At 63.9% G+C, this 21,377-nt stretch carries 21 protein-coding genes and 2 tRNA genes; 5 read left to right on the top strand and 18 right to left on the bottom strand.

Going from position 1 to position 21,377, the window contains the following annotated elements; genetic code table 11:
- Both pncB and WA983_RS04315 read right to left on the bottom strand, forming a co-directional pair.
- Positions 1-1,206 (bottom strand): nicotinate phosphoribosyltransferase, encoded by a 1,206-nt coding sequence (pncB, locus tag WA983_RS04320; protein WP_424247188.1) that lies wholly within the window; start codon positions 1,204-1,206, stop codon positions 1-3.
- Positions 1,207-1,344: 138 nt separating this feature from the next.
- A tRNA-Thr gene (locus tag WA983_RS04315) sits at positions 1,345-1,420 on the bottom strand.
- A gap of 175 nt (positions 1,421-1,595) precedes the next feature.
- On the opposite strand from WA983_RS04315, the gene WA983_RS04310 reads away from it, so the two are divergent.
- Complete coding sequence (locus WA983_RS04310; RefSeq protein WP_424247187.1) at positions 1,596-1,964, top strand: MAPEG family protein; 369 nt, start codon at positions 1,596-1,598, stop codon at positions 1,962-1,964.
- Here WA983_RS04310 and WA983_RS04305 read toward each other — a convergent pair.
- The 3 genes from WA983_RS04305 to WA983_RS04295 form a co-directional block, all read right to left on the bottom strand.
- Positions 1,939-3,033 carry an AI-2E family transporter gene (locus WA983_RS04305; RefSeq protein WP_424247185.1) on the bottom strand — a complete coding sequence of 365 codons (1,095 nt, stop codon included), beginning with the start codon at positions 3,031-3,033 and terminating at the stop codon, positions 1,939-1,941. The two genes, WA983_RS04310 and WA983_RS04305, sit on opposite strands and share 26 nt — an antisense overlap.
- A 24-nt stretch (positions 3,034-3,057) precedes the next feature.
- Positions 3,058-4,287, bottom strand: a complete 1,230-nt coding sequence (locus WA983_RS04300) for a DUF3422 domain-containing protein (protein WP_424247183.1) — start codon at positions 4,285-4,287, stop codon at positions 3,058-3,060.
- Between the two features lie 235 nt (positions 4,288-4,522).
- Complete coding sequence (locus WA983_RS04295) at positions 4,523-4,768, bottom strand: hypothetical protein (RefSeq protein WP_424247182.1); 246 nt, start codon at positions 4,766-4,768, stop codon at positions 4,523-4,525.
- 477 nt (positions 4,769-5,245) lie between these two features.
- Here WA983_RS04295 and WA983_RS04290 point away from each other — a divergent pair, with 477 nt between their 5' ends.
- A complete protein-coding gene (locus WA983_RS04290; protein WP_424247180.1) occupies positions 5,246-5,629 on the top strand; it encodes an RNA-binding S4 domain-containing protein in 384 nt (127 codons plus the stop codon).
- Positions 5,630-5,642: 13 nt separating this feature from the next.
- On the opposite strand, the gene WA983_RS04285 is transcribed toward WA983_RS04290, so the two are convergent.
- Complete coding sequence (locus WA983_RS04285) at positions 5,643-5,978, bottom strand: hypothetical protein (RefSeq protein WP_424247178.1); 336 nt, start codon at positions 5,976-5,978, stop codon at positions 5,643-5,645.
- Between the two features lie 248 nt (positions 5,979-6,226).
- Between WA983_RS04285 and hpaA the strand changes: the two genes are divergently transcribed.
- Both hpaA and WA983_RS04275 read left to right on the top strand, forming a co-directional pair.
- Entirely contained in the window at positions 6,227-7,189 is a 963-nt protein-coding gene (hpaA, locus tag WA983_RS04280; RefSeq protein WP_424247176.1) for a 4-hydroxyphenylacetate catabolism regulatory protein HpaA, read from the top strand.
- 80 nt (positions 7,190-7,269) lie between these two features.
- Positions 7,270-9,198, top strand: a complete 1,929-nt coding sequence (locus WA983_RS04275; RefSeq protein WP_424247174.1) for an FAD-dependent monooxygenase — start codon at positions 7,270-7,272, stop codon at positions 9,196-9,198.
- A 79-nt stretch (positions 9,199-9,277) separates the two neighbouring features.
- Here WA983_RS04275 and WA983_RS04270 read toward each other — a convergent pair whose 3' ends face one another.
- The 7 genes from WA983_RS04270 to WA983_RS04240 form a co-directional block, all read right to left on the bottom strand.
- Complete coding sequence (locus tag WA983_RS04270) at positions 9,278-9,796, bottom strand: hypothetical protein (protein ID WP_424247172.1); 519 nt, start codon at positions 9,794-9,796, stop codon at positions 9,278-9,280.
- Entirely contained in the window at positions 9,774-10,214 is a 441-nt protein-coding gene (locus WA983_RS04265) for a hypothetical protein (RefSeq protein WP_424247170.1), read from the bottom strand. The genes WA983_RS04270 and WA983_RS04265 overlap by 23 nt, the downstream gene beginning before the upstream one ends.
- Before the next feature lie 345 nt (positions 10,215-10,559).
- A tRNA-Asn gene (locus tag WA983_RS04260) sits at positions 10,560-10,635 on the bottom strand.
- Between the two features lie 81 nt (positions 10,636-10,716).
- Complete coding sequence (locus tag WA983_RS04255) at positions 10,717-12,339, bottom strand: DHA2 family efflux MFS transporter permease subunit (protein ID WP_424247168.1); 1,623 nt, start codon at positions 12,337-12,339, stop codon at positions 10,717-10,719.
- Between the two features lie 5 nt (positions 12,340-12,344).
- Positions 12,345-13,547, bottom strand: coding sequence for an HlyD family efflux transporter periplasmic adaptor subunit (locus WA983_RS04250; RefSeq protein WP_424311641.1), 1,203 nt, complete (start codon positions 13,545-13,547; stop codon positions 12,345-12,347).
- A gap of 19 nt (positions 13,548-13,566) precedes the next feature.
- Positions 13,567-15,000, bottom strand: a complete 1,434-nt coding sequence (locus WA983_RS04245) for an efflux transporter outer membrane subunit (RefSeq protein WP_424311640.1) — start codon at positions 14,998-15,000, stop codon at positions 13,567-13,569.
- 104 nt (positions 15,001-15,104) lie between these two features.
- Positions 15,105-15,668, bottom strand: a complete 564-nt coding sequence (locus tag WA983_RS04240; protein WP_424250957.1) for a MarR family winged helix-turn-helix transcriptional regulator — start codon at positions 15,666-15,668, stop codon at positions 15,105-15,107.
- A gap of 24 nt (positions 15,669-15,692) precedes the next feature.
- Here WA983_RS04240 and WA983_RS04235 point away from each other — a divergent pair, with 24 nt between their 5' ends.
- Complete coding sequence (locus tag WA983_RS04235) at positions 15,693-16,658, top strand: DMT family transporter (RefSeq protein ID WP_424250959.1); 966 nt, start codon at positions 15,693-15,695, stop codon at positions 16,656-16,658.
- Here WA983_RS04235 and WA983_RS04230 read toward each other — a convergent pair.
- Genes WA983_RS04230 through WA983_RS04210 form a run of 5 tightly spaced genes read right to left on the bottom strand, consistent with a single transcriptional unit; the run spans position 16,615 to position 21,274 of the window.
- Positions 16,615-16,977 carry an ArsC family reductase gene (locus tag WA983_RS04230; RefSeq protein WP_424250955.1) on the bottom strand — a complete coding sequence of 121 codons (363 nt, stop codon included), beginning with the start codon at positions 16,975-16,977 and terminating at the stop codon, positions 16,615-16,617. The two genes, WA983_RS04235 and WA983_RS04230, sit on opposite strands and share 44 nt — an antisense overlap.
- The gene (locus tag WA983_RS04225; protein ID WP_424250953.1) at positions 16,974-18,158 is read right to left on the bottom strand and encodes a patatin-like phospholipase family protein; all 1,185 of its coding nucleotides are present in this window, start codon (positions 18,156-18,158) and stop codon (positions 16,974-16,976) included. The genes WA983_RS04230 and WA983_RS04225 overlap by 4 nt, the downstream gene beginning before the upstream one ends.
- Positions 18,145-19,044: a LysR substrate-binding domain-containing protein gene (locus WA983_RS04220; RefSeq protein ID WP_424250951.1), complete on the bottom strand. Its 900-nt coding sequence runs from the start codon at positions 19,042-19,044 to the stop codon at positions 18,145-18,147. The genes WA983_RS04225 and WA983_RS04220 overlap by 14 nt, the downstream gene beginning before the upstream one ends.
- Before the next feature lie 54 nt (positions 19,045-19,098).
- A complete protein-coding gene (locus tag WA983_RS04215; protein ID WP_424250949.1) occupies positions 19,099-19,476 on the bottom strand; it encodes a SirB2 family protein in 378 nt (125 codons plus the stop codon).
- A 7-nt stretch (positions 19,477-19,483) separates the two neighbouring features.
- Positions 19,484-21,274 (bottom strand): ABC transporter ATP-binding protein/permease, encoded by a 1,791-nt coding sequence (locus WA983_RS04210; protein ID WP_424250947.1) that lies wholly within the window; start codon positions 21,272-21,274, stop codon positions 19,484-19,486.
- Positions 21,275-21,377: the final 103 nt, after the last annotated feature.

Here is a 21,377-nt window from a genome sequence, read left to right as displayed (position 1 = left end):
TCAGACAGACCGGCCGAACACCTGGCGCAGATAGGCCAGAAAGGTCTCGTCGGTGCAATGGACCTTGCCGGGGCTGTCGGGCAGTTTGGCAGTCGGCATGCCGTTGCATTCGAACAGCTTCATGACGATGTTCAGCGGCCGGGGGCCCAGATCGTTGGTCAGATTGGTGCCGATGCCGAAGGCGGGCTGCACACGATCGGCGAAGTGGCGGTACAGGCCCAGCGCGCGCGGCAGGTCCAGCCCGTCCGAAAACACGAAACGCTTGCTGGCCGGATCGACGCGCAGCGACCGGTAATGGTCGATCGCCTGTTCGCCCCAGGCGACAGGATCGCCCGAATCGTGGCGCAGCCCGTCGAACAGCTTGGCAAAATACAGATCGAAATCCGCCAGAAAGGCGTCCATGCCCACCACATCGGTCAGGGCGATCCCCAGGTCTCCCCGGTATTCCTGCACCCAGTCTTCCAGCGCCGCGCGCTGGAAGTCGCGCAGCCGGACCTTGCCGAAAGCCTGATAAGACTGCAGGTATTCGTGCGCCATGGTGCCCACCGGCGTCACATCATGGGTACGGGCCAGATGCACGTTCGAGGTTCCGGTCACGTACTGCGGTACGTCCTGGCGCAGCCCGCGCAGGACTTCTTCCTGCCAGGCGCGGGAAAACCGCCGACGCAGGCCGAAATCCGAGATCTGCAGGGGAAAGCGCCGCGCGGGTTCGCGGCTGAAGTCCCGCAGCAGGGCGATCTTGTCCTGCAACCGGCGGCGACCCTCCGCCAGCACGTCCGGGGTCTGGTAGCGACGGAAATACAGTTCGTTGACGATGGCCAGGACGAAGACCTCGAAGGCCATGACGTGGACTTGCGGGCCGCGTGCCACGATCTCCAGCGCGTCACCTTGGGTCGAGACCTGGATGAAATGGCGCTGGAAGTGGAACAGCGACAGGAAGTCGACGAAATCGGACTTGATGTAGCGCAGTCCGCGCAGGTAGCTCAGTTCTTCCGGCCGGAAGCGCAGAGTGCACAGGTGGTCGAGCTGTCGCTCGATTTCCGGGGCCAGTTCCGCCAGGGGATGCAGGGGGCGTTCGCGGCAGATGAAGCGGTATTCGGCCTGCGCGGCCGGATGCCGGTGCAGCATGGCCTGCCACATCGTGAATTTATATAGATCGGTATCCAGCAAGGATTCGATCACGGGAACGAAAGATTCAGTCGGCATGCCTGACCCGGGGTGGACAATGCGGTCCATGTTACCGGATTCGAGGGTGGGGGCCGGGCTATAGGGGGCAGATCGCTTGCGGTCATCACAAAAACAAAAACGCCAACCGCAAGGGCTGGCGTTTTTGTTTGAATGCAGTGGTGCCGGTGAAAGGAGTCGAACCCTCGACCTTCGCATTACGAATGCGCTGCTCTACCAACTGAGCTACACCGGCGACGGCGAATGTGAAAACATCCTGCCGATCTGGCGATGAAGCACATTCATGCCCATCACCAAAGCCAGCCATTGTACATGAATTTTTTCGGATTTGGAGTGCGCCGCAGCCGTGCCATGCCGGCGCCGGACGCCGTCATAATACGCACATCGAGTGTTCAGCAGACGAGGTCGCAATGAGCTGGGTTCAGGGATTGATGGTGGCGGCTGCCGTGCTGCCGTATGGGGCCGCGCTGGCGGCCAAGGCTGGAGGGCGGCGGTTCGACAATGATGATCCGCGCCCCTGGCTGGCCGCCCAGCAGGGCTGGCGGGCGCGCGCCAACGCGGCGCAGGCCAATCTGTTCGAGGGCCTGCCGTTTTTCTATGCGGCCGTGCTCTATGCCCTGCATGCCGGTGCGCAGCCGGAGCGGCTGGCCGGATTGATGGGGACCTGGGTGGCCCTGCGGGTGCTGTTCGTCCTGGCCTACGTCCTGGGGCGCGGGACCGTGCGCTCGGTCATCTGGGGGGCGGCGCTGGTGGTCAATCTGATGATTCTGTGGACTTGATCTCGCGCTGCAGCCCCTGCTGGTGCTGGGCGACCGCGTCGGGGAACAGATCCCAGCAGGCCATGCACAGGGCGGCGAACAGCGGGCCGATGACAAAGCCGTTCAGGCCGAACACCGACAGGCCCCCCAGGGTGGAGATCAGCACCACGTAGTCGGGCAGCTTGGTGTCCTTGCCGACCAGGATGGGGCGCAGCAGATTGTCCAGCAGGCCGATGACCAGCACGCCGAACAGGATCAGGACGATGCCCTGCCACATAGCCCCGGTGACCAGGAAGTAGATGGCGACCGGCACCCAGATCAACGAGGCGCCCACGGCCGGGAGCAGGGACAGGAAAGCCATCATCACCCCCCAGAACAGGGAGCCTTGAATGCCCAGGAAGGCGAACATCAGGCCGCCCAGCAGGCCTTGGGTGGCGGCGATGACGATGTTGCCCTTGACGGTGGCGCGCACCACGGTGGCAAACTTCTGGAACAGCCCTTGGCGGTGCGAATCCTCCAGCGGAATCAGGCGCTTGAGTTTAGGCACCATGTCGGCTCCGTCGCGCAGCAGGAAGAACAGCAGGTACAGCATGATGCCCAGGCCGACCACGAACTGGAAGGTGTTCTGGCCGACGTTGACGGCCTGTTTGGCCAGGAACTGGCTGGCCTGCAGGGCGCCGTCGGAGAGTTTTTCCCGGATGCTGAGCAGGTCGCCCAGGCCGAAGGAATCCAGCCAGCTATGCACGGAGGGCGGCAGGGCGCCGACGATCTGCTCGTAATAGCCGCCCAGATTCAACTGGCCGGAATTGATGCGGGTGTACAGCCCCGCGACCTCGTTGGCCAGCGAGGCGGTGATGAACAGCATCGGCAGAATCACGATCAGGGTGATGCACAGCAGCGTCAGAAAGGCAGCCAGGCTGGGGCTGCGCCCGCCCAGGAGGCGCAGCAGGCGCCGGTACAGGGGGCTGAAGATCACCGCCAGCACGCCGCCCCAGAAAATCGCCGCGTAAAAGGGCAGCAGGATGCTGATGAAGGCGATCGAGACGGCGGTCAGCAGCAGCAGGAAACTGCGAAAGTGCAGGGTGGGCATGGTTGGGCCGTGTGTCGGAGGGCGTCAGTGGCGCCGGGCGTTGTGGATGCGGTAGGCGATGATGCCGATGATCAGCGCTGCCAGCGGTGTGCCGGCCAGCAGGGCCGCGCGGGGCGGCAGCTCGAATCCCAGCGTGAGGACGCCCTGATACAGCAGTTTGAACAGGCTGAACAGATAATAACTGATGGCGATGATGGACAGGCCTTCCACCGCTTTCTGGATCTTGATCTGGGTGTCGGCCCGGGTGCTGAGGCTTTGCAGGATCTGGCTGTTCTGTTCCTCCATTTCGACCTGGACGCGGGCCTGCAACAGATTGCTCAGGTGAGATACGGCACTGCCGATGCGGCTCAGGCGCTGGTCGGTGGAGGCACAGTAGCGCACCGTGGGGCGGAAGCGCTGGGCGATGAAGGTGCCCAGTTGCTGGCAGTCGCCGGTACGGCTTTCGTGCAGTTCCGCGATGCGTTCGAACACCAGTTCGGCATAGGCCTCGGTGGCGCTGAAGCGCAGCCGCGTGCGCGCGCTGGTCTGGGTGATCCGGGCCGACAGGCGGGTGATGCGCTTCAGCAGCGCCTTGATGTCCTGGGGCTCGGCGCGGGCGTTGGCGTCGGACAAGGTGGCCAGTTCCTGTTCGTACTGGCGCAGCTCGCTACCCAGATCGCGGGCGACAGGCAGGGTCAGGGATGCCATCAAGCGGTAGGTTTCGACCTCGAGCAGGCGGCGCACCATGCGGCCCAGGCGCCGGCTGTCGAACTGCCGGTTGAGCACCAGCATGCGATTCAGCCCGTTGCCGTTCAGACGCAGATCGCTCCAGACGGTGGCCTTGCCGTCGTCCAGATTGGAGCCGACGGGGTCCTTGAAGCCGTAGTCGTCGATTGATTCACGCCAGGTGGCCTCGGATTCCACGCAGACCTGGGCGGCGTTGATCAGCAGGGCGCTGTGGGTCTCGGCGACCGCGGCCAGCACGGGCGGCAGGGCGGCCCAGGATGTGGGCTGGGCGCCGGGCATCACCAGAGTCAGGGTCAGGAATTCGGTGTGGCGCTCCCATTTCAGCCGCGCGTCGCCCACCGGGAATTCGCCCTGGGGCAGGGCGGGATCGGCCAGCGCGACGTGTCGGTCGCATAGCGAGCGAACGATGGTTTCCGCCGCTTCGTGCTCGTCGAGGAACGCCAGGTGAAAGACCTGGGCCGGCGCGTCGAAATACATCGAGGGGCGGGCGTGCAGCTCGTTGTGCAGGGCGTGGCGGTGCGGGTGCATGCAGTGAGCGGGTAGGAAGCTGAAAAGGAACCCAGTGTATCGGAAGTCCCCGTACGGAAGTATGAATGATGAATGAAAAACAAAAAACGCCGCAGGTATCGTCTGCGGCGTCTGATGACTTTTGGGGGCGTCGATTTGTGCCCACCTCGCAGCCTGCAGGCTGCTCGGGTTCGTCAGGCACGGAATAGTCCGCAGGGACTATCCCGTGCCCCGGCTCATCCCGATCGTGCGCTGGTCAGGCAGGGGTTTTCGGCGCCTTGGCGTGTTGAGCCTTCATGTCCTTCATGGGGGCGTGGCTCTTTTTCGCCTTGGCGTGATGAGCGGACATTTTCTTGTTGGCATGGTGCGGGGCGGCCTGCGTGCTCGATTGCGCGGCGGGTTGTCCGGCGGGCGCATCTGCGGCGAAGGCGGACGCCGTGGTGAGACCGAGGACGGCGGCCGAGCAGGCAACCAGGAAGGCAAAGCGGGAACGGGTCGTCATGACATCAACTCCAGTGAATGCCCCGACACCCTTGTGTCTGGGCGGTGGCGGACCACCTGATGCTCAGAACGCCGGGTGCAGTGGAAGTTCTTCCCGGGTTTCCGTCGTTTGTAATGTTCCATTGCATCGGGCGCGTGGGCACGTGAGGCGTGGAGCAAGACGTGGCGCGGTTCTCCGTCCGGAGAGCCCCGGGCGGCCCGGATGCAGATGATTACGAGGCTGACGGCCGGTTGAACGGCGATCCGGTTGGGCGCGCGGGGCGGTGCGGATGTCAGCCAGGCACTGGATGCCGGCCTGTGTCAGCAGGGCGATGAAGTCGTCCAGGCCGCGGTTTGAGTGGCCGATGGTGTAGAGGGGGGCATTCCTGACTTCGGAATTCCCAGTATGCTTGCAAGCGGATGCGGGCGCGGGTTCCGTACGCTTTTCTGGACACGATAGTCCCATTGGCGCGCCGCGAACAGGCGGGATGGAGAGGTGATGGACAGGATGCGACTCGACAAATGGCTGTGGGCAGCCCGTTTCTACAAGACCCGCAGCCTGGCGACGCACGAGATCGATGCTGGGCGGGTGCTGGTCGGTGGCCAGACTGCCAAGCCCGCCCGCGAGATCGGCGTAGAAGACTTGATTGAAGTGCGCCGGACGGGGCAGCCACCGCTGCAGGTCCGGGTGCGCGCGCTCAGCCTGGTGCGCGGACCGGCGCCCCAGGCCGCGCGGCTGTACGAGGAAACCCCCGACAGCGTGGCGGCGCGGGAGCACGCGGCCGAAATGCGCCGTCTGGCGCCTGAGCCTGCACGGGATTTCGATGAAGGCCGTCCCACCAAGCGCGATCGGCGGCAGATGGACCGTTGGCGGGGACGTTGAGCACTTCGGGGGGTTATTCCGTGAACGAGAACTCGCCGACCTTGCAAACGTTGACATTGTTCTGCACGAGTTCTTCGCCGTCGTCGAAGGTGCCCTTGAAGTCATATACGCAGGCGCCAGTGCCATCGTCGATATTGATCGTGATGGACTGACCGGGCTTGAGCATGTCGGAGCCCAGGATGTCTTCTTCCCAATCGCTGGTGGACGCTCGGGAGGCATGAAACTCTGTCATCACGGTCTTGGTTTTATTGATGACCGTGACTTTGCGATCAGCGGCGGATGCGGTGCCGGATGCGAAGGCGGTGCTGGCAAGCAAGGCGGATGCGAGTGCGAGGCGGAGCATGGTCATGAGGTTTTTTCTCGAAAGTGGACTGGATGAAAATGCAAGATGAGGTACTGGAGGATTCCAGTGGAGAGGCATTTTAGCGGTCCGATTGCCTCATTTGGTATCACTGAAATTGGGTATTTTGAGGCGTTAAAAGATGCCTGAGTTCGGGGATGGACATGTTCCGGTACGCTGTGGGGCGGAGCATGGAATGAGACATGACGGGGATGACCAAGCACATGAAACGGTTCACTGAGGCCCGGGGTTGAACGATGTCAAACCGTCCCGTTTACAAAAAATATGACACGCCCGGGCGGGTCCTCGCCAGCATCCCGATCCTCGATCTTGGTCAGGTCTACGATCAGCGCTATGCCGACGCCGACTTTCACTACGATGGGCATGACCGCCTCTCCGAATTTTTCGGTCGCAGCGTCGCGGTGCATCGCCATGACCGTTTTTTCCAGATTCATTACATACACAACGGCCATGTCCACCTCTATCTGGATGATCTTCAGTACCATCTGGAAGGTCCGCTATGTTTTTTTACCCCGCCGGGCGTTCCCCATGCCTTCGTCACTGATGCAGCCTGCGAAGGCCAGGTCATCACCGTGCGGCAGCAATTGGTATGGAAGCTGTTCGAGAGCGAAGTCGCCCTGTCGCTCCGGCTGAACCAGCCACTGTGCGTCAGTCTGGACAAGCAGCAGGACGAGGCTGCCCGCATTGCCGCGCACCTGGGCCCGCTGTTCGATCAAGTGGCCGACGAATTTGCCTGTCAACGCGATGGCCGCGAGGCCAATCTGCTGGCCCTGTTGCGACTGATCCTGGCCAAGCTGCTGCACCTGGTGGCCCGGGCTGAGCATGACAGCCCCGTGCCGGCCCATGACCTGCTGCAGTTTCACCGTTTCAATCAGTTGGTGGAGGCCCGCTACACCGAACACTGGCCATTGCAACGCTATGCTGGCGAGTTGGGCCTGACCACCGCGCGGCTCAACCTGATCTGTCGACGCCTGGCGGGGATGTCATCCAAGCAGCTGATCTTCGAGCGCCAGTTGCAGGAGGCCAAGCGCCTGCTGTTGCACAGCGGTCAGTCAGTCAACCAGATATGCTTCACACTGGGTTTTCGCGACCCGGCTTATTTTTCGCGCTTTTTCCGTCGCCACGTCGGCATGCCGCCGAGTGACTATTCTTCAAGACGGGGGATTGCCCCGGAAGCCTTGCGAAAAGTCCAAGCTTAACGGCGAAAGCTGCATTCAACGACCCCCTCCGGGCTCCTATCATGGTGCCACCAATATACTAAGATGGAAGGGACTTGCTCATGCAGTATCACCTGAACGGTTTCAAGGCCGGTAATTACCAGGTTCCCGACGAGGCGCGTGAGCCTGCTCCGCCGCCGCCGATGGTCGATCTGCCCAAAGAGGTCGATGTCCTGATCGTCGGCTGTGGCCCGGCGGGCCTGGCGTTGGCGAGGCAGTTGGCAGGTTTTGCCGATATCAGGACCTGCATCGTCGAGCAGAAGTCCGGGCCGATGCTGTTTGGTCAGGCGGATGGTATTTCGTGCCGCACCATGGAAATCATGGAGGCCTTCAACAGCAGCGAACTGGTGGTGAAGGAGGCCTATCAACTGCACCAGAATGCCTTCTGGGAGCCGGATGTGCAGAATCCGCAGCAGATCACGCGCGCGCACAAGGTGGCGGATGCGCGGCTGGGGCTGTCCGAGTTTATCCACGGGGTGGTGAATCAGGCGCGCTTGCACGATATTCTGCTCGACGGCATGGCGCATTCCATCACGCATCTGGTCCCGCATTACAACCGCCGCTTGCTGGAGCTGGGGGTCGACCGGAATCTGACTCAGGATCTGCGCGCGCATCCGATCACGGCGACCTTCGAGCGTAACGATGCCCGTCAGTCGAATCAGGTCGAAACTGTCAGGGCCCGCTATGTGGTGGGATGTGATGGCGCCCGCAGTGCGGTGCGCAAGAGCCTGGGTATCGAGTTGCAAGGCGACTCGGCCAACAAGGCCTGGGGCGTGATGGATGTGCTGCCGGTGACGAATTTCCCGGATATCCGGGTCAAGAGCTTCATCCAGTCGAAGGACAACGGTGCGGTGATGCTGGTCCCGCGTGAGGGCGGCTATCTGGTGCGCCTGTATGTCGAACTCGATCTGCTGGGCAAGGATCAGCGCGCTTCACAGTTGAATCTGAGTGTCGATGACCTCATTGCCAGGGCCAGGCGGATCATGAGTCCGTATCAGTTCGAGGTCAAGGAGGTCGCCTGGTGGTCGATCTATGAAGTCGGGCAGCGCGTTGCAGAACGTTTTGATGACACCCCGGCGGGCAGTCCCGATAGCCTGATCCCGCGCGCCTTTGTCGCCGGTGATGCCTGCCATACCCATAGCCCCAAAGGGGGCTGGGGCCTGAATACTTCGCTGCCGGATACCTTTAATCTGGGCTGGAAGCTGGCGGCGGTGCTGCAGGGCAAATCGCAGCCGAAACTGCTGCAGACTTATGAGGCCGAACGCCGTAAAGTGGCCTTCATGCTGATCAACGCCGACCGCGAAATGTCGGCGCTGGTCGCCACGCGCCCAAAGGCTGAAAAAGATGCATCATCGGTGAAAACCGGCACCGCCGACATCGAACATTTCATCGCCCGCCAGAATGGGTTCATCGCCGGTACCTCGATTGGCTATGATGCGTCCTGGCTCTGTACAGGACATGAGAATCAGGCGCTGGCAAGCGGGTTCCCGATCGGGCAGCGCTTTCATTCCGCCCAGGCCGTGCGCGTGGCGGACGGCCGGCCGGTGCACCTGGGACACCTGAACAAGGCGGATGGCCGTTGGCGTATTTTCATCTTCGGCGATGCGAAAAGCCCGCTGGACGCGGGTTCCGGATCGGCCAGGCTGGTCGGGTTCCTGGCGGGTGCGGATACCTCGCCGGTGAAAAAATACACGCCGACAGGGGCGGATGTCGATGCGGTGATCGAGGTCTTTGCCGTGTTCCAGCAACAGGATCTGGCGATTGAAGCCATGCCGGATTTTCTCTGGCCTGCAAAGGGAAAATACGGCCTGCGCGATTACGAAAAAGTCTTCCAGACGAACGGGGCGCATGACATCTTTGAACAGCGAGGCATCGACCGCCTGCATGGCTGTATCGTGGTCGTCCGCCCGGACCAGCACATCGCCACTATCCTGCCGCTGGATGCCCATGCTGAACTGAGCCGGTTCTTTGATGGGTTCATGCTGAAATAAACCGGTTCCTCTGATCGGCGCGGCGTGGGGGCGGGGCGAGCGTCCAGGGCCTGCCCCACCGTTTCGGATGGATCAGAGGTCATTTCTCCAGCCGCATTTCGAACCAGGCGTCCGTTTCGCCCAGGCTCTGGAATGCATCGTTTCGGGCACGGCCGGCCGCGGCGATCCAGTGTTTGGCCAGCGCCATGTCTTCGGATGCCATTTCGTTTTCCGCCGCATCCTCGGCCGCTGTCCAGGCCCGATAGGCAGCCAGCGTGTGCTCCGGCCCGCCGAGGGTGCGTTCCAGCGTCCGACGGAAACGCTGTTCAGCTTCTTGCCGAACGCGGTCGGGCAGGTCGGCAGGGGCGTCTTGAAGGGTGATGGTGTACATGACGATGGCTCCTGTAGATAACTGTGTTTTTATACAGTTTTCAGGGTTTGCCATCAAGCAGGATTCTGTATCTTCCGCGATAGGCGCCGGCGGTACAAGTATTTGTACCTTCCCTGCAACCAGTTGTCTCCCCCAGCAGCCATCGCTGCTTTTCGCGCCCCGCTGAGTCGGGAGATTCGCGGGCGACTTTTTGGCGCCGCCCTTTTTACCACCGGTTTTGAGTTTCACACCGTGTCTGCCCGGACTCTGTCTTGTGGCAGGCGGTAGTGCCTCTTTTGTCAAACTGAATCTCGGTACGGCCTTTCGACGCGCTAGTATCGCTGTGGTGTGGCGAGCGTGCATTGCCGTTGAGCATATCCTGATTTTGCATTTGAGTGCGCAGCGACTGTGCCTGTGCTTCTTGCTCTTTGCGCTTTGCGTCCGATAGGGCTTTATTGAATTTTTCGCTGAATTCGGAATCTCGTGCGGACCTGTCCTGAGGTGCTTGCAGAGCACCTCGTGCGGCGCCGTTGGGCGAGGAATCGCCATTGGTGGCGCGTAGACTCTTGACGTCTTCCTTGGAGAGTGTGTATTGCGCCTGCGCAATATTGCAGGCTTGAATGCCAAGGCTGAGCAGTCCGACCAATGCAAGAGTCCGTGTATTCATTGCTTCCCTTTAGTTATTTTTTCTCGGCATGGTGCCGCCCATTATTACAAATAGTGGTGGCGTATGTCAGAGGGGAGGCTGGTGCAAAGGCGGTTTTCTATTGCCGAGAACACCTGGGAGATAATGGAAGAGCCCGACTCGGTGCTGAGCTTGGGTGGCGCGGTGGCGGCCTGGTTGGCGGCGGCGCAACTGCTGGCGATGTTAAATGCAGGCGGCCCAAAAGGGGCGGCCGCGTTTCGATGGCGAGCAGTGGGTGGTTGCAGCCCGATGGGTACACAGGGGGTACGCAAAAACGGAAAAGCAAAACGCCAATTCCGAAGAATTGGCGTAAGTGCTTGAATTTCTTGGCTCCCCGACCAGGGCTCGAACCTGGGACCTGCGGATTAACAGTCCGTCGCTCTACCGACTGAGCTATCGGGGAACTGCGAAGAAGCGAAACTATAGCATAAATTTTTGTGCGTATGCAAAGCGCGTTGCGTCATGCATGCTGCTCGATGCGGAATCAATGTGCGCCGCCGCCCGCCGCCGATCCACCGTGCGCCGCCGACTTCGGCCGGGCCAGCCAGATCAGGCCGATGAGGACCAGGAAGATCAGCGCCGAGGCATAGAAGATGTCGGTGGCCGACATGGTGTAGGCCTGCTGGTTGATGACGCCGTCCAGCATGCCTGCGCCGCGCTGCGGGCTCACCCCCAGGTTCTGCAGGCCGCCCATGATGTGGTCGAAAGCCGGCTCGCCGGGGCGGGCGACTTCGGTCAGGCGGCTGTGGTGCAGCGAGGCGCGATTGTCCCAGATTGTGGTGGTGATCGAGGTTCCGAAGGCGCCGCAGACCAGGCGGAAGAAGTTCGACAGGCCGGCGGCGGCGGGAATCCGGTCGGGGCTCAGGCCCGACAGGGAGATCGTCGTCAGCGGGATGAAGAAGGTCGCCATGGCCGCCCCCTGGATGAAGGTGGGCAGCATCACCGTGTACAGGTCCACGCTGGTGTTGAACTGGGCGCGCATATAGCTGATCAAGGCGAAGATCAGGAAGGCGATGGTGGCGATCGGGCGCGGGTCGTAGCGGGCCAGCAGTTTGCCCACCACCGGCGACAGGATGATGGCCAGGATGCCTACCGGGGCCGAGGCGATGCCCGCCCAGGTGGCTGTGTAGCCCATGGTGTTCTGCAGCCACAGGGGCAGCAGCACGACGGTGCCGAAGAACACGCCGTAGGCGACCGACAGGGCGATGGTGCCGGAAGTGAAGTTGCGCTGCGCGAACAGGGTCAGGTCCACCACCGGATGGGCGGCGGTCAGTTCCCAGATCACGAAATAGACGAAGGCCACGACCGAGACCACGGCCAGCACGCAGATCAGCGGGCTGGCGAACCATTCCAGTTCTTTGCCTTTGTCCAGCAGCAGTTGCAGGGCGCCGACCCAGACGACCAGCAGGATCAGGCCCATGCGGTCGATGGGCAGATGGATGCGGCGCGTGTCCCGCTCCTTGTAGACCTGCCACGAGGCCCAGCCGGCGATCAGGCCGACCGGGACGTTGATGTAGAAGATCCAGGACCAGGCGTAGTTGTCCGAGATCCAGCCGCCCAGCAGCGGCCCGGCGATTGGGCCGACCAGAATGGTCATGGACCAGAGCGCCAGGGCCATGCCGGCCTTGGCCCTGGGGTAGCTGGCGAGCATCAGGGACTGCGACAACGGGATCATCGGCCCTGCCACGGCGCCCTGCAATACGCGGAAGAACACCAGCGATTCCAGCGACCAGGCAAAGCCGCACAGCCAGGAGCTGATGACGAACAGCATCACGGACAGCACGAACAGGCGCACCTGGCCGAAGCGTTGCGTCAGCCAGCCGGTCAGCGGCACGGTGATGGCGTTGGCGACGGCGAACGAGGTGATGACCCAGGTGCCCTGGGTGGCGCTGACCCCCAGGTCGCCGGCGATCGTGGGGATGGAGACGTTGGCGATGGACGAGTCCAGCACGTTCATGAACACCGCCGCCGACAGGGCGATGGTGCCGAAGGTGCGGGCGCTGCCCTCCAGGGGCGGATAGCCCCCGGCGGGTGGCTGGGGGGGAGCGGCGGGCTGGGCGGGTGCCTGGTCGGCCGTGTCTTCCGGGGAGGCGGTCGTGGTGCTCATGATGCTCAAGAACCGATGTTGTCCTGGATGATCTGCTGGATGCGGGCGTCGACCTCGGCCGGGTCATGATCGTAGACCGGGGTGCTCAGGGCCGGTTCGGCCGTCGGGCCGCCTTGCTTGTCCGCGTCCGCCTGTTCCGGGGTGGAGGACAGGTCGACTTCGGCCGTCATGGACAGGCCTACGCGCAGGGGGTGTTCCTGAAGTTCTTTCGGGTCCAGGCGGATGCGCACGGGCACCCGCTGGATGACTTTGATCCAGTTGCCGCTGGCGTTTTGCGCCGGCAGCAGGGCAAAGGCGCTGCCGCTGCCGGCGGCGATGCCGGCGACCGTGCCGTGGTAGGCGATCTTGCTGCCGTACAGGTCGGAGACCAGATTGACTTTCTGGCCGGGCCGCATGGCGTCGAGCTGGTTTTCCTTGAAGTTGGCTTCCACCCACAGGCTGTCCAGCGGCACGATCGTCATCAGCGACGTGCCCGGCTGGATGCGCTGCCCCAGTTGGACGGAGCGCTGGGCGACCATGCCGGCCACCGGGGCCAGGACGTGGGTGCGGACACTGGCCAGCCAGGCCTGGCGCACCTGATCGGCGGCTTGCAGCACGTCGGGATGGGTGGCCACGGTGCTGCCCCGGGTCAGGGCCTGATTGGTGGCCAGTTTGGCATGTGCGGCGGCCAGGCTGGCGCGCGTCTGGGCCAGGCCGGCTTCGGCGGATTTCACGGCGACCCGGGCGTGCAGCAGTTCTTCGCCGCTGACACCGCCGGTGCCGCGCAGCGCATTGCGCCGCTGCAGGTCGTTGCGCGCCTTGCTGAGCTGGGCGTCCGCCTGCTCGACATTGGCCTCGCCCACGGCGACGTCGGCGGCCAGGGCGTCGTTTTGTACGAACAGTGTCTGGGTGCGGCGCACGGTCTGGGCCAGGGCGGCTTCCGTCTGCGCCAGGGCGATGTCCGTGTCGCTGCCGTCCAGAGCCACCAGGCGGGTGCCCTGGGCAATGGTCTGGGTTTCTTCGGCGCCGATGGCGATCACCGTGCCGGGAATCTGGGCGCTGACCTGCACCAGATTGCCGTGGACGTAGGCGTCGTCCGTGGATTCATAATGGGAGGCGAAGATCAGCCACCATCCGCCATAGAGCAGGCCGGCCAGGACGAAAATGCCGGTGGCCCAGAGCATCAGGCGGGTGCGGGCGGGGGAGGTGCTGGGGCTGGATGCGGTCATGATGCGGTCGAAGAAAAGTTTATTGTTGGGTCGGGGTCGGGGTCGCGGCGGCGGGCGGCGTGGCATCGTCCTGGACATAACCGCCGCCCAGGGCAGTCGCCAGTTGCACGTCCAGGAGATAGGCGCGGGCGTGCAGATCGGTGGTCTGCACGGTCTGCTTCAGGGCTTCGCTTTGCGCCAGCAGCACTTGCACGAAGTCGCCCAGGCCGGCCTTGTAGCGGCTCAGGGCCACGTCGTAGGCCGATGTGATGGCCTTCATGCTGGCTTCCTGGTGGCGGATCTGTTCGTGCAGCGACTGGATCGAGTCGCGGGCGTCGGCCACTTCGCGCAGGGCGCCCAGGACGGTTTCGTTGTAGCGGGCGATGGCCTCGTCGCGCTCGGCGCGGCGACCCTCCAGCCGGGCGTTCAGGGCGCCGGCGTTGAAGATCGGCAGTGTGATGACCGGGCCGGCCCCGTAGTTTTCACTGCTGCCGCGCACCAGTTTGTCCAGGCCCAGCGACAGGTAGCCGAAGCTGGCCGACAGGTCGATGTTGGGCAGGAAGTCGGCCTTGGTGGCGGAGACCTCGGCCCCGGCTGCTTCGGCCTGCAGACGGGCGGCGGTGATGTCGGCGCGGCGGCCCAGCAGGGCCATGGGCAGGCGGCCCGGGATATCGGGCGGCAATGCGGCGCCCGGGCGCGCGGCCAGCGCCGGCAGTTGTTCGGGCGACTGGCCCAGCAAGGCGGCGAGCTGGTGATGCAGCAACTGGACGTTGTTGTTCGCCTGGCTGAGCTGGACCCGGGCGGATGAGACCGCCGAGTCGGCCTGGTCGACGTCCACCTGGGTGCCCAGGCCGTTCTTGTAGCGGTCACGGGTGATGTCCAGGGCCTCTTGCAGCTTGCTGGCGATGGAGCCAATGGCGTCGGCCTGAGCCTGGGCATTCTGCGACTGGAAATACGCCTGGGAGACCGCCGAGATCAGCAGCACGCGGGCCTGCTGGCGGCTGGCTTCGGCGGCGGCGGCACGCTGGGCGGCAGCGCCCGTCAGCGCGCGCTGGCGGCCCCACAGGTCCAGGTTGAAGTCCAGTTGCAGTCCCAGGCCGGTGTCGGTCTGGTATGAACCGCCCAGGGGGGGCGGATAGATGTAGTTTTCGCTGTAGCGCTGTCGCGTCAGATGGTAGTTGGCGTTGACCTGCGGCCATTGCACGGCGCGTGCGCCATGCGCCGCCGAGCGGGCGACGCGCACGCGGGCGGCGGCGGCATCCAGAGACGGGTTCGATTGCAGGGCCCGATCGATCAGACCGTCCAGTTGGGCGTCCTGGTAGCGCGTCCACCAGTGGTCGCCTGGCCAGGCGATGGCCGCGTCGGTCAGCCCCAGAGTCTGGGCGTCGAGTGCCCGGGTGGCCGGGGTGCCCGGGTCCATGGGGGCGCAGGCGGAAAGCGAGAGGGCGAGCAGCAGGGGGATGAGGGGTTTCATGCTGACAGAAAGCTGAATGTTATTGATAGGGTCTGTATCTGACTAGTCAGTGATCGGGGGGGCAGTATGCACTTTTGCGAGACAGTGTGGCGTGTCAGGGGGTGTCAGGGCGTATCGGTGGGGGCCGGAGTGTCGGCCGGGGAGTTTGCCGCTTGCAGCAGATGGTGTTCGCCATTGACGATCATGCGCTTGAGCAACGCGATCAGTATGTGGATTTCGTCTTCGGAGAAGCCGTTCAGGTGGACGTTCAATGCTTGGGAGATGGCAGGCAGAATCTGGTCGGCCACCGCGCGGCCTTCGTCCGTCGGCACGATCTTGACCACGCGCCGGTCTTCGGGCACGCGTTCGCGCCGCACGAAACCCTTGGACTCCAATCGGTCCAGCATGCGTGTGGTGGCGCCTGTGTCCACGTCCAGTGCGCGCGCCAGTTCGGCCGGGGTGTCGATACCCCGGACCAGGATGAGCAGCAGGGGGCGCCATTGATTGGCCGTCAGCCCCATCGGGTAGGTGCACAGGTCGATGACCCGGTGCATCAGCGTATGCACCTGCTTGACGAGCAGGCCGATGTTGCGCTCGAGGCTGAGGTCGCTGGAAGTGCCGCCGTAATACTGACAGGGGCTGGTGTCCTGCGACAGAGGTGGGTGGCCATTGGGCCCGGTGTCTTGCATGTTAAAATTCTACAGTATCAATATCTGACTAGACAAGTAAAAATGGGTGTCCCCTCCCGCAGCATGTTCTGGACCGGTTTTGTGCTGGCGGGTCTGGGGGCCGTGCTGTTTTCGGCCAAGGCGATCGTCGCCAAGCTGCTGTACCTGCACGGGGTGGACGCACTGGACGTGATCGGGTTTCGCATGCTGCTGGCGCTGCCGTTTTTCGCCGCCATCGCCCTGGTCCAGATGAGGCGTGTGCGTCGAGGCCTGTTGACGCCGCTGAGTCGGCGCGACAGCTTGCGCATCGCGGTATTGGGCTTCATCGGTTATTACCTGTCCAGTTTCCTGGATTTTCTGGGCCTGCAATATATTTCCGCCGGCCTGGAGCGCTTGATCCTGTTCCTGGCGCCGACCTTCGTGCTGCTGTTTTCCGCCTGGTTTCTGCGCAAGCCCATCGCCGCGCGCCAGTGGCTGGCCATGGCCCTGGCCTATGGCGGGGTCGCCCTGGTGTTCTGGGCCGACCTGTCGATCACGGGCGAGGATGTCGTGCTGGGTTCGGCCTGCGTGCTGGGTTCGGCGTTTTCCTATGCCATGTACCTGATCGGTTCGGGCGAACTGGTCGAGCGGGTCACGGCCACCCGGTTGACGGCCTACGCGATGACGGTCTCGGCCGGGGTGACGATGGTGCACTTTTTCGTGGCCAAAGGGCTGACGGGCCTGGACCAGGGCGCACCGGTCTATGGCCTGTCGCTCATCCACGCGACGCTCAACACGGTGCTGCCGACGTTCATGATCATGTGGTCGGTGGCGCGCATCGGCGCGCCGCTGACGGCTCAGTTGGGCCTGCTGGGGCCGGTGTCGATCCTGTTCCTGGCCTGGCTGTTCCTGGGCGAGCCGATCACGACGCTGCAGGTGGCGGGCACGGCTCTGGTGGCGATTTCAGCCCTGGTGCTGGGGCACCGGCCTAAACCCCGGCCGCAAGCTTCTCTGTCCAGGCCGTCTCATTGAAACCCACGGTCACGCTGCCGTCGGGCCATTCCACCACCGGACGCTTGATGATGCTGGCCTGATCCAGCATCAGTTGGGTGGCGCTGGCCGCATCCTGAATCTGCGCCTGCAATTCAGGCGGCAGTTTGCGCCAGGTCGTGCCCTGGCGGTTGACGAGTTTTTCCCAGCCCGTCCGGGCGATCCACTGCGGCAATCGTGCCTCGGGTACGCCGGCTTTCTTGAAGTCGTGGAACTGATAGGGCCGCTGTCGTGCGTCCAGCCAGGCGCGGGCCTTTTTGACGGTGTCGCAGTTGGGGATGCCGTAGACGGTCAGGTTCATTTCATGCTCTCTTCGATTTCGTCGCGGTGTACGTCGTGGGTGACGAAGCCGGCTTCGTTGTCGGGCATGGACAGATAGCGGGGATGGGCCAGCGTGTTGCGGATGTCCTGCAGGCCCGTGGCCCAGTGTTCTCGCATCGTCGCCAGACCGAACTGGAAGTCGCGGAAATGCTGTTCGTAGGGCTTGTCGCGATAGATCAGGTGGATGATGTTGCTGCGCTTGTCGCTGGCCAGCTCGGCGGCGTGCTGACAGGCAGGGTCGCTGTTGCGCTGTTTGGCCGGCACCTGATCCAGGACCTCGCGCAGCAGGCGCTGCATCTTGCGGTGGGCACGCATCTGGTCGGTGACCAGCCGGGTGCGGCTGGAATAGCGGATGTCCTGAACGCGGTCGCCGACCTCGCTCAGGCTGCGTGGCACCGGGCCGCGCGCCGACCAGAGATCCACCTGGAACACCAGGGTGTCGCGGGCCAGGTTCTGTTCCAGGATTCGGGACAGCGGGGTGTTGGACACCAGGCCGCCGTCCCAATAGTACTCGCCGTCGATCTCGATGGCCGGGAAGGCCGGGGGCAGGGCGCCCGAAGCCATGAAGTGTTCCGGCTCCAGGCGGGTGCGGCGGTTGTCGAAGTAGGTGAAATTACCGGTGCGTACATTGACTGCGCCGATCGATACGTGCAGCCCGCCATCGTTGATGCGGTCGAAATCGCACAGGGATTCCAGCGTGTCCTTCAGGGGGCGGGTGTCGTAGTGGCCGACGCAGGCCGGGTCCAGCGCGGCGGCCAGGGCTGCAGGCGGGAATCGCGGATGGAAAAAACCTTTCTGGCCGACCATCAGGGCGCTGCCGGCATGCATGGCCCCCAGGAACTGGCGCGCCAGGTCGTTGATCTGGAACAGGCTTTGTTCCAGCAGGGGATTGGCCGCCGGACCGACATAAGGCTGGCAGATGGTGTTCCAGAACGCATGCAGCCGTTCGACGCGTAGCTCGGCCGGGTTGCCGGCGATGATGGCGGCGTTCAGCGCGCCGATGGAAATGCCGGCCAGGTCGGTCAGTTCGATGCCGGCCTCGTTCAGGCCCTCGTAGACGCCTGCCTGGTAGGCGCCCAGCGCGCCGCCGCCTTGCAGCACCAGGGCGCGGGTTTCGTAGGCCTGGGCGGCGGTCGCCGGGTGGGATTCAGTCTTGGGCATGGGTTCCGATCTCCAGGGAATGCAGAAAGGCTTCAATCAGGGTACCGCGATAGCGGCTGCGGTGCAGCACGATGGACAGGCGCCGGTCCAGTTGCAGAAAGGGCGTGCGCAGCACGCGCAAGCGGCCCGTGGCCACGGCGTCCAGGGTGGCGGCGTAGGGCAGGCAGGCGATGCCCAGGCCGGCGATCACGGCCTGCTTGATGGCTTCGATCTGGCCCAGTTCCAGCAGGATGCGGCCCGGGGGCAGTGCGGTCATGGCCTGTTCCGTCAGGCTGCGGGTGGCCGAGCCGCGTTCACGCAGGATCCAGCGGGCGTCCGCGAAATCCCGGGCCTGCAGCCGCGCGCGTTGCGCCAGTGGGTGCGCCGGCGCTGCGCAAACGACCAACGCGTCGTTGCGCCAGGGCAGGGTTTCCAGTTGGGCATGATGCACGGGGCCTTCGACGCAGGCGATGTCGACGGTGTGGTCGAGCAGCATGCGCGTGATGTCGCGGGTATTGTCCACGGTCAGATGCAAGGCCACCATGGGGTGTTGGGCCGTGATGGGGCCCAGAAGCTCTCCCACCAGATAGTTGCCGACCGTGTTGCTGGCGCCGATGCGCAGTTCGCCTTCCAGGGCGCCGTGGGCGTCGCGATGGCGGCGCTGCATGTCGCCCAGGCGTTCCAGGATTTCGCGGGCCAGGGGCAGTTGTTCCGCCCCCTGGGCATTCAGGCGCAGGCGGCCCCGTTCGCGGTCGAACAGGGCGGCGCCCAGTTGGCGCTCCAGTTCGCCCAGTGCCATGCTGATGGCGGGCTGGGTCAGGTGGAGTTGGTCGGCGGCCTGGCGTACGCCCCCGGTCGTGGCGACCGCGACGAAGACTTCGAGCTGGCGGATGCTGAGGCCGAGCATGGAAGGCAGGCCCTCGGATGATATAAATTTTATTTATATCATGGCGAATCTGGATCAGGCGAACCAGGACGCCGGGCTTTTGCTCAGCGCCACACCCACGATGTAGGCGAAGATCGCCACGGCGCAGACGGCGGCGATCAGCCGCGCCCGGGGTGTGCGGCCACGTTTGATGGCGTACGTGCCCACACCGATGTAGGCGATCAGCAGCACGATCTTGGTCAGAATCCAGGGTTGTTCGGGGCCGATCATGGCCGCCAGGATCACCCCGCAGGTCAGCAGCACGGTATCGACCACGTGCGGCAGGATGCGCACGATGCGGCGCTGCAGCAGGGCCGAGCCGGTCACGGACCAGTAGGCCCGGATGACGAACAGGATGATGCTCAGGCCGACGGCCGTCACGTGCAGGTGCTTGATGGGGAAGTAGTAGTTCATGATGTCCTTACTCGATCGGGTTCAAGGTCCAGCCGCCGCTTTCGCCTTGCAGCGAGAGTTCGACGCCGTGGTGCCGGCGCAGCGTGCTGCGGTGTCCCACGCTGATGATCCGGGCGTCCGGCAACTGCTCGCGCAGCAGACGATACATGGCGTCTTCCAGGCCCTCGTCCATGGCGGAGGTGGCTTCATCCAGGAAGGCAGCCTGCGGCCGGGCGATCAGCAGGCGGCCGAAGGCCAGGCGCTGTTGCTCACCCAGGGACAGGATGCGGCTCCAGTCATCCTCGACGTCGAGCCGATCGTGCAGATGGCTCAGTTGGATGCGATCCAGGATGGCTTCGTCCTGACCGGGCGGGACCGCGTCGGCAGGCTGGGGATAGTGTAGTGCCTGGCGCAGAGTGCCCAGGGGCAGGTAGGGTTTCTGGGCCAGGAACAGGGCGGACGTGTCCGGGCGGATGATCTCGCCCGAGCCGTGCGGCCAGATGCCGGCGATCATGCGCAGCAGCGTGGTCTTGCCCGCGCCCGACGGGCCCCGCACCAGCAGCGGCTGGCCGGGAGCGACTTCCAGGCTCAGGTCCCGGATCAGCGCATGGCCGTCGGGGCGGTTCACGGTCACGCCCAGCAGCGCCAGCCGGCTGCCGTCCTGATGGGTGTGCGGCAGTTCCATGGCCCGGGCCGCGTCGATGGTGTCGTCGAATCCGGCCAGACGCTCCAACGTTGCGCGATAGGTGGCGAAGCTGTCGTAAATGTTGCGGAAGAAGGACAGATTGTCCTGCAGCCGGCCGAAGGCCTGGGCGGTCTGGATCAGATCGCCCAGGCTGATCTGTTTGGAAAAGAAGCGCGCCGCCTGCAGGATGAAGGGGAAGACCACGGCGGTCTGGGTCACGACGAAATTGAAGCCCAGGAACTTCAGGGACCGGTGGATGATGTCCCAGGCATTGCCGATCACCTGGGCGAAGCCGTGCCGCAGCGTCTGGCCCTCGACGCGCTCGCCCCGGTAGAAGGCGATGCTTTCGGCGTATTCGCGCACGCGGACCAGGGCGTAGCGGTAGTTGGCGTTCAGCTTTTCGTTCAGGAAGTTCAGCCGGATGAGCGGTTTGCCGATCCAGATGGCCAGCAGCGTGGCCAGGAACACGTAGATGAAGACCAGGAACACCATGGCCCGGGGGATCTCGTAGCCCAGCACGGTCATGGGGCCGGACAGATTCCACAGGATCGCAGTGAAGGCGATGGTGGAGACGAGCGCGTTGATCAGCCCCACGGCCAGCGTCATGGAGGTTTGGGCAAAATTGGTGATGTCCTGCTGAATCCGCTGGTCCGGGTTGTCCGCCAGGTGGCTGAGCGACTGTGAGCGGTAGTAGGCCTGCCCCTGCATCCAGCGGCTCAGCAACTGTTCATTGAGCCATTCACGCCAATGCACGACAAAGGCCTGCTGCACGTAGAAATCGAACAGCGAGCGGACCACGTGCACGGCCGCCAGGAGCGCAAACAGCAGCATGGCCGCCCAGAAACCGGGCTCGTCCAGCTTCTGCAGTGCGCTGTACATGGTGTTGTACCAATTGGAAAACAGCACATCCAGGCGCACGGCGGCGAGCGTCAGCAGCAGAATCAGAGAGACGCCGGCCAGGGGCTTCCAGCTCCGTCGCAGAGAGAAATAACCGGCGCTCAGGCGCCGGAACTGACGCCCCCAGCGCGTGAAGCGCATCAGGCCCCAGACCGTGGCGATGCCTACCAGCAGGGTGAGTGCATAAGCCTTGGCCAGCCACAGGCCGCTTTCGAGCAGAACGTCTTGCCATTGCATGGGGTGCGGTTCCTTGAGGGACGATCGGAGGCGCCCGCCGAGATGGGGCGAGCGAAAGGATTGTAGTTGGAGGCGGAGGGCTGTGGAATAGTTCCGGCAGACC

The organism is Castellaniella sp., assembly GCF_049650445.1.
Taxonomy (GTDB): domain Bacteria; phylum Pseudomonadota; class Gammaproteobacteria; order Burkholderiales; family Burkholderiaceae_B; genus Castellaniella.
Note: the sequence above shows the minus strand (reverse complement) of the source record. Positions and strands in the feature narration are given on the sequence as shown.

Bases quoted from the DNA above. Each gene is read 5' to 3' on its own strand.
- pncB (WP_424247188.1), bottom strand. From the start codon at position 1,206: ATGCCGACTGAATCTTTCGTTCCCGTGATCGAATCCTTGCTGGATACC.
- WA983_RS04310 (WP_424247187.1), top strand. From the start codon at position 1,596: ATGAGCTGGGTTCAGGGATTGATGGTGGCGGCTGCCGTGCTGCCGTAT.
- WA983_RS04305 (WP_424247185.1), bottom strand. From the start codon at position 3,033: ATGCCCACCCTGCACTTTCGCAGTTTCCTGCTGCTGCTGACCGCCGTC.
- WA983_RS04300 (WP_424247183.1), bottom strand. From the start codon at position 4,287: ATGCACCCGCACCGCCACGCCCTGCACAACGAGCTGCACGCCCGCCCC.
- WA983_RS04295 (WP_424247182.1), bottom strand. From the start codon at position 4,768: ATGACGACCCGTTCCCGCTTTGCCTTCCTGGTTGCCTGCTCGGCCGCC.
- WA983_RS04290 (WP_424247180.1), top strand. From the start codon at position 5,246: ATGGACAGGATGCGACTCGACAAATGGCTGTGGGCAGCCCGTTTCTAC.
- WA983_RS04285 (WP_424247178.1), bottom strand. From the start codon at position 5,978: ATGACCATGCTCCGCCTCGCACTCGCATCCGCCTTGCTTGCCAGCACC.
- hpaA (WP_424247176.1), top strand. From the start codon at position 6,227: ATGTCAAACCGTCCCGTTTACAAAAAATATGACACGCCCGGGCGGGTC.
- WA983_RS04275 (WP_424247174.1), top strand. From the start codon at position 7,270: ATGCAGTATCACCTGAACGGTTTCAAGGCCGGTAATTACCAGGTTCCC.
- WA983_RS04265 (WP_424247170.1), bottom strand. From the start codon at position 10,214: ATGAATACACGGACTCTTGCATTGGTCGGACTGCTCAGCCTTGGCATT.
- WA983_RS04255 (WP_424247168.1), bottom strand. From the start codon at position 12,339: ATGAGCACCACGACCGCCTCCCCGGAAGACACGGCCGACCAGGCACCC.
- WA983_RS04250 (WP_424311641.1), bottom strand. From the start codon at position 13,547: ATGACCGCATCCAGCCCCAGCACCTCCCCCGCCCGCACCCGCCTGATG.
- WA983_RS04245 (WP_424311640.1), bottom strand. From the start codon at position 15,000: ATGAAACCCCTCATCCCCCTGCTGCTCGCCCTCTCGCTTTCCGCCTGC.
- WA983_RS04240 (WP_424250957.1), bottom strand. From the start codon at position 15,668: ATGCAAGACACCGGGCCCAATGGCCACCCACCTCTGTCGCAGGACACC.
- WA983_RS04230 (WP_424250955.1), bottom strand. From the start codon at position 16,977: ATGAACCTGACCGTCTACGGCATCCCCAACTGCGACACCGTCAAAAAG.
- WA983_RS04225 (WP_424250953.1), bottom strand. From the start codon at position 18,158: ATGCCCAAGACTGAATCCCACCCGGCGACCGCCGCCCAGGCCTACGAA.
- WA983_RS04220 (WP_424250951.1), bottom strand. From the start codon at position 19,044: ATGCTCGGCCTCAGCATCCGCCAGCTCGAAGTCTTCGTCGCGGTCGCC.
- WA983_RS04215 (WP_424250949.1), bottom strand. From the start codon at position 19,476: ATGAACTACTACTTCCCCATCAAGCACCTGCACGTGACGGCCGTCGGC.
- WA983_RS04210 (WP_424250947.1), bottom strand. From the start codon at position 21,274: ATGCAATGGCAAGACGTTCTGCTCGAAAGCGGCCTGTGGCTGGCCAAG.